13 protein-coding genes are annotated in these 14,070 nt (G+C 43.2%); 6 read left to right on the forward strand and 7 right to left on the reverse strand.

What is annotated here, in order from left to right; all coding sequences use genetic code 11:
- Window positions 1–24 precede the first annotated feature (24 nt).
- From HP398_RS11670 to HP398_RS11685, 5 genes are all read right to left on the reverse strand, one after another.
- Window positions 25–1,560, reverse strand: a complete 1,536-nt coding sequence (locus tag HP398_RS11670) for a thiol-activated cytolysin family protein (RefSeq protein ID WP_173622643.1) — start codon at window positions 1,558–1,560, stop codon at window positions 25–27.
- Between the two features lie 384 nt (window positions 1,561–1,944).
- Window positions 1,945–2,250 (reverse strand): transporter, encoded by a 306-nt coding sequence (locus HP398_RS30920; protein ID WP_254476049.1) that lies wholly within the window; start codon window positions 2,248–2,250, stop codon window positions 1,945–1,947.
- A gap of 204 nt (window positions 2,251–2,454) precedes the next feature.
- Entirely contained in the window at window positions 2,455–2,898 is a 444-nt protein-coding gene (locus tag HP398_RS11675) for a cell wall hydrolase (RefSeq protein ID WP_106834954.1), read from the reverse strand.
- 125 nt (window positions 2,899–3,023) lie between these two features.
- On the reverse strand, window positions 3,024–3,647 hold the full coding sequence (locus HP398_RS11680; protein WP_017249857.1) for an acetate uptake transporter: 624 nt from the start codon (window positions 3,645–3,647) through the stop codon (window positions 3,024–3,026).
- A gap of 213 nt (window positions 3,648–3,860) precedes the next feature.
- The gene (locus HP398_RS11685) at window positions 3,861–4,943 is read right to left on the reverse strand and encodes a glycosyltransferase family 28 protein (protein WP_173622644.1); all 1,083 of its coding nucleotides are present in this window, start codon (window positions 4,941–4,943) and stop codon (window positions 3,861–3,863) included.
- A 329-nt stretch (window positions 4,944–5,272) separates the two neighbouring features.
- On the opposite strand from HP398_RS11685, the gene HP398_RS11690 reads away from it, so the two are divergent.
- Window positions 5,273–6,067 carry a glycosyltransferase family 8 protein gene (locus tag HP398_RS11690; RefSeq protein WP_173622645.1) on the forward strand — a complete coding sequence of 265 codons (795 nt, stop codon included), beginning with the start codon at window positions 5,273–5,275 and terminating at the stop codon, window positions 6,065–6,067.
- Window positions 6,068–6,321: 254 nt separating this feature from the next.
- Window positions 6,322–7,533 (forward strand): macrolide family glycosyltransferase, encoded by a 1,212-nt coding sequence (locus tag HP398_RS11695; protein WP_173622646.1) that lies wholly within the window; start codon window positions 6,322–6,324, stop codon window positions 7,531–7,533.
- Between the two features lie 51 nt (window positions 7,534–7,584).
- Here the strand turns inward: HP398_RS11695 and HP398_RS11700 are convergent, their stop codons facing one another.
- On the reverse strand, window positions 7,585–8,898 hold the full coding sequence (locus tag HP398_RS11700) for a hypothetical protein (protein WP_173622647.1): 1,314 nt from the start codon (window positions 8,896–8,898) through the stop codon (window positions 7,585–7,587).
- A 185-nt stretch (window positions 8,899–9,083) separates the two neighbouring features.
- On the opposite strand from HP398_RS11700, the gene HP398_RS11705 reads away from it, so the two are divergent.
- Window positions 9,084–9,518 carry a HEAT repeat domain-containing protein gene (locus tag HP398_RS11705; RefSeq protein WP_173622648.1) on the forward strand — a complete coding sequence of 145 codons (435 nt, stop codon included), beginning with the start codon at window positions 9,084–9,086 and terminating at the stop codon, window positions 9,516–9,518.
- 145 nt (window positions 9,519–9,663) lie between these two features.
- Window positions 9,664–10,179 carry an SMI1/KNR4 family protein gene (locus HP398_RS11710; RefSeq protein ID WP_173622649.1) on the forward strand — a complete coding sequence of 172 codons (516 nt, stop codon included), beginning with the start codon at window positions 9,664–9,666 and terminating at the stop codon, window positions 10,177–10,179.
- Window positions 10,180–10,231: 52 nt separating this feature from the next.
- On the opposite strand, the gene HP398_RS11715 is transcribed toward HP398_RS11710, so the two are convergent.
- On the reverse strand, window positions 10,232–11,554 hold the full coding sequence (locus tag HP398_RS11715; protein ID WP_173622650.1) for an esterase-like activity of phytase family protein: 1,323 nt from the start codon (window positions 11,552–11,554) through the stop codon (window positions 10,232–10,234).
- A 217-nt stretch (window positions 11,555–11,771) separates the two neighbouring features.
- Here HP398_RS11715 and trpB point away from each other — a divergent pair, with 217 nt between their 5' ends.
- Both trpB and HP398_RS11725 read left to right on the forward strand, forming a co-directional pair.
- Window positions 11,772–12,938, forward strand: coding sequence for a tryptophan synthase subunit beta (gene trpB, locus HP398_RS11720; RefSeq protein WP_017249865.1), 1,167 nt, complete (start codon window positions 11,772–11,774; stop codon window positions 12,936–12,938).
- Between the two features lie 192 nt (window positions 12,939–13,130).
- Window positions 13,131–14,069: a nucleoside hydrolase gene (locus tag HP398_RS11725; RefSeq protein ID WP_017249866.1), complete on the forward strand. Its 939-nt coding sequence runs from the start codon at window positions 13,131–13,133 to the stop codon at window positions 14,067–14,069.
- Window position 14,070: the final 1 nt, after the last annotated feature.

Raw genomic sequence — 14,070 nt, forward strand, 5'->3', positions numbered from 1 at the left:
GATTTCAGCCGTTTCTTTTCTCAACTAATTAAATGTAATACCACCTGTTGGATTTAATGTCGTTCCACCAATTTCAACTTTAATTTCACTAGTTAATGGAACATTGTGTTCATCAATAACGGTTCTCCACCACTCCCAAGCAAGGCCGGTACATTCTTTCGCAAAAATCCTTATATTTTTTGCATTAGGAGGCAGAGGAATGACTGTATTGAAAGGAGCTGTTCTGTCTTGGTTGCTTCCTTCCCACGTTTTATGTGTGAGTATTTCTTCACCATTTTCATCATAGGAAACTTCATCCCAGGAAACATCAAATTGAGCGACATACCAGCCATAGTGACCAAGGGATATTTTGCCTTTCGAATATTCTGTAGCTGTAGTCTCAATATAATCAGTATTGTTATGAACGGCAGCAATTGCATTATCTTTTAAGAAAACACTTGTATATGAGATTGGGTATGCTGGGTTCTTTAGGCTAAATTCTGCATTATCTTTAATGATATTACGGATCTCACTAAAGTCTTTTGTAACCACTTTGTTATGCTCTTGTGAATCTCCGCCTAATACGACAGCTGTAAAGGAACTGTCTTCATAAATATCCTTGTACTCGGCATTCGTTTCTACACTGCCTTTATTCTGAAGCAAGGCTTTAAATGCTGCTTTTACGTCTTTGCTCTTAGAGGTTGTTTCTAATTTCACATAAATGGTTCTACCATAAGCTACATTTGATACCATTACAGGCGGGGATTGATCACTTACCCCTTTACGTTTTAAATCTTTAAAAGTAACACTATCATCAAAAAGATCGGATGGATCGTTAGGCAGTTCCGCACTTACCGTATAAAATATTTGTTTATATGCCGCCACCATCACTTTTTTCTCTCCACTAGAAATCGCATTAAAGTCAATTCCCAATGTAGAATCAAGATATTTAGCGTTAACATTTAGAGCACTTCCGATTTGAGATTTGCTATAAACCATTGATTCTGCATACTGCAATCGCGCAGGTAAAGTATGTGTTTCTGAATACTCATCGCTCCATTTAGAAACAAGCTCATCTACTGCTCCAGACACATTACCGTATGTTGGATTATCCACAGTAATTGAATTTTCCTTTTTCAAACCTGGTAAATCAATACTAATAGTCAAAGGTTTTCTTGGTACGAGTAATAGACTAGGTTTATTTTCTGTAAAAGCTTGATTGGCAAGTTGTAATGCTCCTGGGTAAGTGCGATTAGTCATAGAATCAATAATGGAAATATCGACTGGAGAAGTTGCAAGTGACTTCTTTTTACGTTCGATGACAATAAACTTACCTTTTGGATTGATTCCTTCTTTTGGAACAAAGCTATCTATCTCATCACCACTTACTGCTAAAATTTCGTCATTATCATAGTCTAAGTCTGCTATACCGGTATTAATGTCATCGGCGTTGCTTGATTCACTGACTGAACTAGAATCACTTGTTTCGGCAAAAGAGATAACTGGATAATTTACAGTAGCGAAAATAACAGATAAACTCGCGATTAATTTGAAAATTCTAGTATGATTTCGTTTCTTCATAAGATATCCTCCTTTGAGATGTGAGCATGACGTCAAATAAATATGCTCACAGTAAATATTTTCCGGAATACTAACTATATCGGTCGTTTCGGAAATAATCTTTAGATTTAACCAGAAAAAGTATATGGTGGGGCATATCTTACAGCTATGGAAGCCATTTAACAAATGGTGTACAAAAAAAATAGCCGTTCGATTAGAACGACACTTTGGGTGAGTAGTTATGGTTGAGGAGTAGGCAGTTTAAATAGGCTGCACGTTAACGACAAAGATCGTGCAGCCCATGAATTCGCGAGACAGGTTGAATAAATCCCTGGCTGTGTTGCCAAATTCAAAGTATACGTATCCTGTGTATCGAATCGGTGTAAAAGGGAAGGGAGCCGTGGCTTACAAGCATGTAAATGCAATAATTAACCGTAAATCAAATCCAGTTTGTCTCCAAGACCTCCCCGTCCATCTAAACCCTGCAACCGACCTAGAACCTACAAAAACGGGGAAAAACCAGAATTGCTCTCCATTTACAAGCCAAAGATACGTAAAACGAAACAAACAACCTTCAATAGCCCTTGGATCAATTCGAAAGGGAGCGGGTTGTGGGGGGATGAACGATGGGGGAGGAGTTAACGGCTCTGGTACTTGCTGTGCTCCTGGCGGCTGACCCGGAGGTGGCCCTAGAGGTGGTCTAAATGCCATTAAAAATCTCTCCTTTTACAATGAATTCTCAACAGTGTATGTTCAATCCAAAAACAATGATTGGGCAGGCCACACCTATGGATGTGACTAGCGTATGATACGTAGCGAATCATGCATGATCACATTCCCGCGCGAGCTTATAAAAAAACTGCCCCTTTTTTCGCTTGGGGCAGTGTAATGTCTGGGCTGTTTTCGCCCATAAAATTAAAAAGTATTATATACATTTTCACATTCTTTCGCTGTCGGCTCATAAAAACAATGAAGCTTGTATCGTCCTACGTGCGGCTGATTATACCAGGTTGGCGGACAAGGCAGGGGATTTTGCGCCGTGCCCGGACGAAAATACCAGAGGGAGAATTTGCCCGGCCAATGCCGCTCCCCATTCACAGCCCGTCGTGCCAGACGGCGTTCTTTCTCTCTAGACCTTTGGTAGTACATACCATGTTGCAGAGCTTCAAACGCATGCGGCTGGTTGATCATTTGGGGAATGGTTCGGATTCCTTTAAAATCGGAGCAATTCGCTCTTACTCGGTTAACGCCAACATTTCCAACAAGGAGCATACCCATTTCGCCTTCACCCACAGCTTCGGCTCGAAGCAACCTTGCCAACATGTCAATATCACTGCTCCTGGCTTTTACGACTGCCATCGGCTCACCTCTTTAGATTGTTCTAGGCACATTATATTGTAGATGAAACGGATATGTTACGCTGGCTTTTCAACGAATAGAAAAAGCCGCCCCCTCGCAGAACAACGCGAAGAGCGGCTACCAAACTAAGAACGATCTTTAAAAATCCCAAACGGACGACCAACAGGAAGGAATACTCTACCAAAGTGATTATTCAACACCGCTGCCCCTGCACCGTAGAAGGAGAGAAGAGCGATTCCCATTTCAGCATAAGCAGCCATTGGTTTGAATACGCCAGAAGCAACACCAAAAGCATCAAAAGTCAGACCCACGAACAAAACGTCGATCAGGACGAAGATTAAGAACAATACTTTGTGAGTCTCCATCGATCCAATCGTCATCAGAATGGAAAAGATGAGATATCCAGCGAAGGCAAAGCCGAGCTGTGCACCGTCAGCATTCGCAGCGAGTGTCTCACCGAATACACCGAGCTTCACAAGCCAACTGCTTGCCGTCGCGAACCAGAAGAATGCATACGCCCCAAAAGCGGTCGTCCCGAATGTGTTGTTGTGCTTCGCATCGAGGATAGAGGCGTAGAGTTGGGCAAAAGCACCGAGGAAGATGGCCCAAGGGATCACGAGTCCAAGCCCTTCTGTCAGCCCAAGCTTTTGCGAAGAAGCTACGAACGTAACGATAGCCAGTCCGAACAAACCGATCGCGCTCGGATCGGCTGTGACGATTTTGACGTTGGTATGTTGTTGACTGTTCATGATAGCAGTAAAAGCCTCCAATATTATCAGGGTAAACCTGTGAAAGATTTGGACCTTCTGCCGATAGCAGAGTAGCACTGATATATTCTAATCGAAAATATACTCGTCGCATAGATGGAAATTTTGCGGGGAAATGAGCGAAAGTAAGAGGACTGTCTTAAGTAGAAATTGATCTTCTACCTAAGACAGTCCTCCTTGTTTGCTTCAAAGTCATCAGTCCTTATTTCCAAATGAGCGATATGGCGTCAAGAGCAAGAGATCTTCCTGGCTTTGTGGCAATTTCGATAGCGGGATCTGGTATGCCATTTCGATAATTTTGCTTGCGACCTCAGCGCCGTTGGTAGGGATAAGACGAAATCTTTTTTGAATGACCTCTTTATTTCCTAAAGCATACTCGATCTTTGGTACAATCTCTGCCGGTTCCTGGATCGATACCTGATCACTATTGGCTATTTCTCGCAGCATATCTATTTTTTGCTCGCGTTCCGCATCATCCGGCGGAAGGAAAAGCAATGGAGTTCCTGTAGAGATGCAATCTCCTAAAATGCCCATGCCCGGTTTGCTAATGACCAGACTGGCCGCCTGTACAAGGTTTTTGCCATTCGGGATGAGAGGGGCTTTGATGATTCTTTCATCGAATGGGTAATCTTCATCTGCCAATTGCCCAGCTATAACAAATCGATAGCGGCTGGCAAGTGAGTTTATTTGATCATACCACTTCACGATCTGTTCATAACGGTTAGCGAGTCCGCCCCCCATGTGAACCAAAATAAACGACTCGTTCTGCTGAAGACCTAACATGCGTCGCACTTCTTCCGGTGACTGGCTGATTTCCCTGGTGATTAAAGGAATCGGGATGTAGATGCAGTTCATTTGCGGATGGGTCTGCTTAGGCGGAATCAGATTCATGTGCAGAAAGATATCGGAGTGATTGGCGATTTCTACAATGCGATTTTTATATTCCTGCATGGGAGCTGAATCACTTTTATCGATGATAAAGTCACTGTGATAGAGGGTCACTACCTTTGTGTTTCCATCGACTTTCCCCTCACTGCGAAATCGAGGCACATCGGCGCGCCAATCATTTATTAATAGTGTGGTTTGTTTACCATCCTCGAATTTTTTGGATTTAAAGGCCTTCAATTGGACGTCATTGTGCAGGTTTTTCGCTAAATAGCCATGTGTTTCCCGAAAGGCAAACACGTGAATAGGAAGATGGTGTTGCTGCAATTTTTCCGTTATGCTAATGCATCTACCGAGATGGCCCATACCTCTGCCAACCACAAAGGAGATCATATTTCATCACCCTTTTAAATAGGTACTTTCTTGTTCCCTGTCTGTCTGGAGCTTGGACAAATTACCCCAATAACGCTCTTATGGGATAAGGTCATTGCCGAATTCGAGTCGTTCCTCACAGCTTATATATTTTATGGGGATGGATAGAACATGCTCTAGTCGTATAACGGTTTTCTGATCGATCACAGAAAAAAGCCGCATTAGCGGAGGCTTGCAGCTGTGAATTGTGCTCCCATCTAGAAATAATTAGGTATTTTCATCACACAAACCAACGCTGTCCATGAATAGTGTGTATATATAGCTCAATAAGGATATGGGGTGGGAGAATAGTGGGCACGATTCATATTGTAACAGCCGTTAATGATGGTTTTGCTATCCATCTCGCAGTCATGTTATATTCCCTTTTTGAAAATAAGGTTTCTAAAAACCCAGTCACCGTTCACGTTATTGACAGTCAAGTCTCAGGGAAAAATAAATCCATCTTAACGAAAACTGTGAAACGATTCCATGCTCAAATCAACTATGTAACTATTGATCCGACCCTATATGATGGATTCCTCGTCCGTGATCATCTTACGCAGGAAACCTATCATCGAATTTCGATTCCAGACCTCTTGGACAAAGAGATTGAAAAAGTGATTTATTTGGACAGTGATATGGTTATTAAAGAAGACATCACTCCATTATGGAACACCAATATTGATGATTACTTACTTGCAGCCGTGAAGGATTCTTGGCAAGGGGTAAACAAATTAAGACATGTCGATCTGTCTATTCCGGATGACTGTGATTACTTTAATGCGGGAGTATTAGTCATGAATTTGAATAAATGGAGAGTGCATAACATCACGAGCAAGATTTATGATTACATGAAAAAGAACCAAAGTCTTATTCGTTATCCCAGTCAAGATCCGATGAATGCGATTCTTCATGATAATTGGCTCCAACTCGATACAAAGTGGAATTATCAGTCCAAGCATCTTTATAAAAGCAACCTGCGAATAGACCCGGCCATTATTCACTACACAGGGGAAGATAGCAAACCGTGGTTGAGTAAAAAGCACCCGCTTCGAGAGGAATATTTTCACTATCTCAAAAAAGTACAGAAGTTAAACTCCTTGTAGGCATCGGGCCTTCGGGGTTTCCAAATTAAATAAAACGGATGGAAATCCCTTCACATGGAGATATGATGGCTGGAGGGATTTTTGTGTTTCTGAAATCCTTGGAATATAATGGTTTACCTGCAAGACTAAACATCTTCATATAAAATATTGAACAAATTATGAAATATTTGGAATGTAACCATTTTCACCAACCACCTGACCTATAATGAAATGGAAACAATTTCTAATTAGGTATTCTTTTGGAGGTGGAGTGAGTGGCACGCGTATTGTATGTTACGATTCCAGCAGATGGTCACGTGAATCCTACATTGGGATTAGTGAAGCAGTTAGTCGACAACGGAGAAGAAGTCGTCTATATGTGTTCAGAAGAATATCGGGATAGGCTTGCCCAGACTGGGGCGCAATTCCGGGCTTATCAATTGGATGAACAAGTACTTCGTGATTTAGGCTTTAACCCAACAGAATTTAATCACCCTCTTCATTTCACCGATTTTATGCTGCGAGGTATTATTGAACCCCACATTCCCGAGATTCTCCGGCAGATAGAAAATGAATCATTTGATTACCTGATTTTTGACTCCTTGTTTGGGTGGGGAGGGGCGATTTTAGGGGAGAAGTTAGGAATCCCGACGATCTGCTCCGTAACCAATCTGGCTTTTGCTGAACCGCTCAGCCAGATTGTAGAAGTATTTGATGCAAGTGATGTAGATGTGAATGCACTTTATGAACGAGTGACGCAGACTGCACAAAGCATTGCTCGTATATGCAACGTACCCGTACCTGCCATTGAAGATATTACCCGCCAGTTTGGGGACATGAAGATTGTCTTTACCAGCCGTGAATTCCAGCCAGATGCTGACAAGCTGGACGATAGTTACATTTTCACAGGACCTTCGATTACTTCGCGCCCTGATGCTCCTTCTTTTCCGTTTGAAAAGCTTCGCTCACCATACGATAAGGTCGTATACATTTCTATGGGCAGTATTTTGACCAAAGATGTGGAATTGTACAAACTGTGCTTTGCAGCCTTTCAAGATATCCCAGCTCAAGTCGTACTGTCTTGCGGAAAAGATACAGAGCTGGAATCGCTCAGAGAGTATATTCCACCGAACTTCATCGTTGAGCCTTACGTTCCTCAACTGGAAGTGCTTCAGCAAGCGGATGCTTTTATTACCCATGCTGGCATGAACAGTACGAGTGAGGCTCTCTATTTTCATGTACCACTCGTCATGATTCCATTAAGCTCTGATCAACCGATTGTGGCGAAGCGGGTGGAGGAGCTGGGAGCGGGGATTATGTTAGATAGAGGGCAGCTTACACCGACAGTTTTGAAGGATGCTTTGCTGCAAGTGTTGAACGAATCGACCTATAAAGAGCGTGCGATGCAGGTAGGGGATTCTTTGCGTAACGCTGGCGGATACAAAGAAGCTGCAAGACGTATCATGGAGATGTTCGTGCCTGATTAAAAATGAAAAGCTTCTTGCCTCCTTAATCATGAGAGGCGAGAAGCTTTTTTTCTATAACTTTTTCCATATATTGAAATGGAGCCATTCCTCTTGAAGCACGTCTTGGCCATTGAGGTTAAGCAATGGGCCGAACCACAGCTTGAAATCCTTGTTCTTGTCAAAATGCTCCGCTGGAACCAAAATGACCAGCATGCTCTCCACACTTTCACCTGCTTTTAACTCGTCCTTGACTGTGGGGGTCAATCCGTTCGCGGCTTTTACAGTGGCTTTGGAATCGGGCAAATCAAGCGTCGCCTGCAAGCTGCTAACTTTAACCGTTTGCGCCGAGGTATTATCGATTCGGTATTTGGCTGTCAGGGCGACAATCCCTTTATCGCTGAACCCTTGAAAAGACTTAACGTAAGCAGGCTCAATCGTCAGCTTTGCCCATTGATAGCCTTGCAGTGTAATTTTGATGTTGTTATACTGATCGCTCTTGTTTGGCTTGAAGGTAAAGAGTACTTGTTTTTTGGCGATTTTTTTGGTGGTGAGAAAATCAGTATAAGGCGGTTCAGGAGGCTGAGGTTTCGCGGCGTTACCATCCGCGAGCAAAAAGTCTCGACCTCCGATGCGCAGCATTTTGGGACTTGGCTGTTCAGGTAGGAAAAATAGGAGCTTTTTCGTTTTGCCATCCTTATAGGTTAGAGAGAGAGTATAATTTACGATCTGATAGGTTCCGGATGCTTTGGACTCTGATCCGACGCTAGTAGAAGTGCCCGAATTATCTCCTGTACTGGAACCATCTGTGGTGACGCCCACGAAGCTGCTGTCTACAAAGGTACCGTCTTTATTGAATACATAGGTGATCGAGCTTGCGTATCCGGTGCCAAGAACGTTGGAGGAATAGCTGAAAGACTCGTACTTGCCTTGAAGCTTCAGCCCAGAGGAGGGGGCATATTTGATGAATTTTCCACCGTTGATCTCCAGTTCGTTTGCTGATTTGACCTTGAACGTATACGATTTTCCGTTACTGAGCGTGAGTTTGTTCCCTTTGATTTGATAGGTCAAACATGTATTTTTACTGCAATTGAGTGCATCTATTCCGCCATCTGGAAATGTTGTTGCCACCTGCTTATCGTTGATGAAGTAAAAATACTCCCAACACAACGAGGAGCATCCTCTTGCTCCGCCCACATCCATTTCCCATTTTGCATAAAAGCCTTTTGGTGCGACTTTGGCTGCAGATACAACATTTGTGTTTGTGGATGCGTCAGATCCCTTGCCCTGTGCCCCTTCTACAGATGGTACAAAGAGCAACAGTATGGCAGAGAGCATCATTACGCTGATCACCCAAAGGGATATTTTTTTCTTCCTGACCGCTAACAATAGGCAACCCTCCATTTTCTTCTCGATGGATAGAAGACAGGTGAACTGGCGAAATTCCGTTCATTTTATTCATGGGATGACGGGAACAGACCTAGATTCGAGGAATTTATATGCGATCAGGTGGTGTTATTCGTGTGACGTAGTGTCATAATAGAAGGATGATAGTCAGAAGGAGATAGATTCGATTGAATAATACTGAAATCAAAAATGAGTTTCCCCTAAACTTTGAGGAATTAAAGAAAGCTGCTAATCGAACATCAAATTGGAGAGAGCGCTTAGAGGCTGTTGAAGAATTAGGGCAGTGGAAGCATGAGCAAACGATTCAATTACTGAAGCGTATCGTGGAAAATGATTCGGTGTACAAAGTGCAAGAGACTGCTTTTCATAAACTGAAAGCCTTTGGGGAAGGTGTTCGATTACCTGCTCAGAAAAAAGGCGACTTGATCAAAGGAGCAACGAAAGCCTTGGTAAGAATTAAGAAAAGCTTGCCAAAAGGCCATACATTTGAGGAGTTCAAAGAGAAACTGCAAAAAATGAGAAGCGATATATATGATACGTATGAGGGAGAAAAAGGTGCTGATTTTGATCAGTGGCTAGAAAGCACATGGGCCTCGTTATAGAAAGAACAGTAGACATGGAATGAGTTGCAAAGGAAGGGGATCACGCCCCTTCTTTTTGTTTTTCTGGTTTCAACGAAATGTAAGAATTACCGATATAAGTAAAGTGGTGCAATGATTGCGAAATTCTTTCACAGGGAGTAATGACATGGGAATTCCAAAGCATGTAACATTTGAAAGTTGCACAGAGAAAATAGACATCCAAGATATCGAGGAAGTAGAAGCTGCCTTGGGCGTCCGATTTCCCAAAGATTTTGTAGAGTGCATGCTTGAGAATAATGAAGGATGTCCTGTTCCTTGTGTCTTTGATTACGAGGAAGGAGAAGGTAAAGTATTTCATACATTCTATAGCCTTAGTAGTAAGGTTGGGAGTTACTATATCTTAACAGCACACGAGGATCTTAAGGATTGTGTACCTGACGGAGTGATCCCAATCGGGTATGATGCTGCCGGTAATTACATTTGCTTTGACTATAGTAACGGAAAGCATGCTGAACCAATCGTTGTTTTCGTACATCACGAATTCTTGATCACAGAGGAAGACCTGTATGAGGGTGAAATAGAAGAAAAATCATTGGAAGAATGGCAAAGAGATGCGATCTCCCCAGTGGCTGAAACATTTACAGAATTCTTATCGAAGCTGTATGAAGGCGGAGACGAATAACTAAGGAAAAGCCTCGTGGACATGTATCACCCACGAGGCTTTTCTCTACATTTTATTTCAAATCCTTACCTACTTTAATCACATACATTTGCGTCGGATTGCTATTAATTTTAATCTTGCCCTTCTCATCATAGCCATCTACGCCGAAATCATTGTCATTCACAATGGCAATCGTATTTTTATCCACAATCGCTAATCCTTCCAGCTTTTCATGCGGATAATTCAGCTTGGCTACATCCACCAGCAATTCCTTGGAAATCGGCACAATTCCTTTCTCTTTCACTTGGGCAACGGTGAGTTTTTCGAAGTCATGCTCACTTGTTGACGTACCGAGTAGATTGGTTGCTTTCGAAAAATCAGCCTTGTAAATACGCTTAAGCTGTGCGTTTGCACCGGCATTTTTGTCTCGCTCGTCAATGAGTAAAACATCCTGACTGAGTGCGGCCAAGTCGCTGATGACGACGTCTTTTTGTTTCACTTTCACGAAGTCTTTCGCGTTTTCTGCGATGTACATGTACTCGCCTACGACTTTTTTGGTGGCGAGATCCATCTTTAAAATGCGCAAATTACGGGAAGCTTCGCCTGTCTTTTTATCAGGGAGTGCCATCGGACTTTGGATCGAAGTATACAAGAACTTACCATCTGGCGAGATCGTGACACCTTCGAAGCCACGGTTTGCAATGCGTTTGGAATAGACGGCTGGCAGCGTATCAAATATCTCCATCTGTGCACCTGCTGCAAGTAAGGCTTCTTTGGTACCCTTTGGTACATAGCGGCCCAGGATTGTGCCGTCACGCTTTACTTGAATGATGGATGGGCGATATTCGTCGGATAACCAAAAAGTATCGTCGATCGGGTTGTAAGCGATGCCTTCCAAATCCAAACCGTCTGGATCGTAACTAAGCTTTTTAGTTCCCGTTACATCGTAAGGAACTTCATCAGGGCCAGCGAGGTTCGGCAATCCACTAATATAAGTCGTTTTCGTAAAAGGGTTGATCTTGCCCTGTGGCAAACGCAGCTTGATGGTTTCCAAAACGTGAATGTTCCCGTTTTCTACTTTTATTTTGTACATGCGTGGTGTGTAGTTTTGGTCAGGGAACGTACGCAGCTCGTCCTTGCCGTATTGCCCATTTGGTCCACGGTCAGCCAGTGTATAAAAAATAGAAGGAGGATCGTTAGGAAGATGCACGAGACCAGAGAAGCCGCCTTCCTTAATACCTTCAGTGAGCGCAGGAGGATTTTTCCATTCATGTATTTCTGCTACTACTGGTGCTCCCGTTACATTTTGAGTTGCACCTGCTCCTTGTGTGCCGATCAAGGAAAGAGCCGCAATTGTTGCGACTAGCAAGCTTTTCTTTTGAAAAAGAATCTTCATCATATCCCTCCGAATGAAAAAACGACGTAATGAATCACTTTTGTTAGACTACCCTATCTATATTGGGGAAATATGAAGCTAAAATGATGGTTTTGTAAAAAATACCAACAAACAAATGAATTCTGAATAATCATAAAATTAAATTGACACACGCTCTTTTGATCTTATAAAATGCAAGGAAGGATTGAGGACTAGTTATAGCTGAGGAGAGATGAGCATGTCATTGACAGAACAGACAAAGAAGGGATATTTCGGTGAGTTCGGAGGAAGCTTTGTACCTCCACAATTGCAGGAAGTATTGGACTATTTGGCTGAACAATTTGAAAGGTATAAAGATGACGAGGAATTTATCGAAGAGTACAAGTATTATCTGAAAGAATATATCGGTCGGGAAAATCCGTTGACGTTTGCTCGCCATTTAACTGCAAAACTCGGCGGTGCCAAAATTTATCTAAAGCGGGAAGATTTAAACCATACGGGTGCCCACAAGATCAATAATGTCATTGGGCAAATCCTTCTGGCAAAACGAATGGGTGCCCAGCGTATTATTGCCGAGACAGGTGCAGGACAGCATGGAGTTGCTACCGCGACTGTTTGCGCGATGTTTGGCATGGATTGCGTGATCTATATGGGAGCGGAGGATACGAAAAGACAGGCGTTAAATGTGTTTCGGATGGAGCTTTTAGGGGCAAAAGTGGTAGCGGTGTCCAAAGGGCAAGGAAGATTGAAGGATGCGGTTGATGAAGCGCTGAATGATTTGGTTGAAAACTATCAGAGCACGTTCTATCTATTGGGATCTGCGGTTGGTCCGCATCCGTTCCCCACGATGGTAAAGTATTTTCAAGCGATTATCAGTGAAGAATCCAAGCGACAAATCTTAGAAAAAGAAGGTCGGTTGCCAGATGCGGTCATCGCTGCTGTTGGCGGTGGCAGCAATGCGATTGGGGCTTTTGCCCATTATATTGAGGAACCATCCGTACGTCTGATTGGTGTGGAGCCTGATCAGGCACCTACCTTGACCCAAGGGGTTCCAGCTGTCATTCACGGTTTTAAATGCCTCGTATTGCTGGATGAAAATGGAGAGCCGCAAAAAACGTATTCGATTGCGGCTGGATTGGACTATCCTGGAATTGGTCCAGAGCACAGCCAGCTAAAAGTCAGTGGACGAGCGGATTATTATACGGTGACGAATGAAGAAGTGTTGGCGGCTTTTCAAGAACTGTCCAGAACAGAAGGGATCATTCCCGCCTTGGAAAGCGCACATGCCATTGCCTATGCCTTGCAGTTGGCCCCCACTCTTTCACCAGAGCAGATCCTGATTGTTAACCTTTCAGGACGAGGTGACAAAGACGTAGAGCAAGTTTTCCATCTGTTAAACAAATAAAGTGACTTAGAGGCTATCGCGAAAGTAGATTTTTTACTGGAGGATAGTCTCTTTTTCGTTCTTCAGTTGTGTTGTTCATAATGGTTATATATTTTTTAGTGAAACTTTAGTATTATTTTTTGAAGGGTTCCAAATAATAGTGGTTTCATTGTACTTCTTACAAGTTCATGTATGAGATTGGAGATAATAATGATGAAGAAAAACATTTACTTTAACCATGATGGCGGCGTTGATGATTTAATTTCTTTATTTTTGCTGCTCCAAATGGACAATGTGAATCTGACAGGGGTATCTGTCATTCCAGCGGATTGCTACTTGGAACCAGCGATGTTTGCCAGCCGGAAAATCATTGATCGTTTCGGTAAAGGCGGTCTGGATGTAGCCGAGTCCAATTCCCGCGGGAAAAATCCTTTTCCAAAGGACTGGCGCATGCATGCCTTTTATGTAGACGCACTGCCCTTGCTCAATGAATCAGGAGAAGTGATTACGCCAGTAGCGGACAAGCCCGCGCATCTTCACATTATTGAAACGCTGCGTGCTACGGAGGGAAAAACGACCTTGTTGTTTACTGGTCCTTTGACTGACCTTGCGCGTGCGTTGGATATCGATCCGACCATCGAAGAAAAAGTAGAACGCCTGGTGTGGATGGGCGGAACATTCCGTGAAGAAGGAAACGTGCATGAGCCTGAGCACGATGGAACCGCAGAATGGAACGTATTCTGGGACCCGGAAGCGGCTGCTCGCGTATGGGAAAGCGGAATGGAGATTGAATTGGTCGCACTGGAGAGCACGAACCAAGTCCCACTGACACTGGATGTTCGTGAGCGCTGGGCAAAAGCACGTAAGTATATCGGTGTGGATTTCTTGGGGCAATGCTATGCAATGGTACCGCCGCTTGTCCATTTCTCGACCAACTCGACTTACTACCTGTGGGATGTATTAACGACAGCGTTTGTTGGCAATAGTGATCTTGTAAAGGTACAAACGGTTAACAGCATCGTGATTACAGAAGGGGCAAGCCAAGGCCGAACTGTTGAGACGGCTGATGGACGCCCTGTACATGTGGTGTATGACGTAAATCGTGATGCATTCTTTGATTACATAACAGAATTAGCGAAAAAAGCGAACTAGA

Source organism: Brevibacillus sp. HB1.4B, assembly GCF_013284285.1.
Taxonomy (GTDB): domain Bacteria; phylum Bacillota; class Bacilli; order Brevibacillales; family Brevibacillaceae; genus Brevibacillus; species Brevibacillus porteri.

Coding starts and splice junctions, on each gene's coding strand:
- HP398_RS11670 (WP_173622643.1), bottom strand. CDS start 1,560: ATGAAGAAACGAAATCATACTAGAATTTTCAAATTAATCGCGAGTTTA.
- HP398_RS30920 (WP_254476049.1), bottom strand. CDS start 2,250: ATGGCATTTAGACCACCTCTAGGGCCACCTCCGGGTCAGCCGCCAGGA.
- HP398_RS11675 (WP_106834954.1), bottom strand. CDS start 2,898: ATGGCAGTCGTAAAAGCCAGGAGCAGTGATATTGACATGTTGGCAAGG.
- HP398_RS11680 (WP_017249857.1), bottom strand. CDS start 3,647: ATGAACAGTCAACAACATACCAACGTCAAAATCGTCACAGCCGATCCG.
- HP398_RS11685 (WP_173622644.1), bottom strand. CDS start 4,943: ATGATCTCCTTTGTGGTTGGCAGAGGTATGGGCCATCTCGGTAGATGC.
- HP398_RS11710 (WP_173622649.1), top strand. CDS start 9,664: ATGGGAATTCCAAAGCATGTAACATTTGAAAGTTGCACAGAGAAAATA.
- HP398_RS11715 (WP_173622650.1), bottom strand. CDS start 11,554: ATGAAGATTCTTTTTCAAAAGAAAAGCTTGCTAGTCGCAACAATTGCG.
- trpB (WP_017249865.1), top strand. CDS start 11,772: ATGTCATTGACAGAACAGACAAAGAAGGGATATTTCGGTGAGTTCGGA.
- HP398_RS11725 (WP_017249866.1), top strand. CDS start 13,131: ATGAAGAAAAACATTTACTTTAACCATGATGGCGGCGTTGATGATTTA.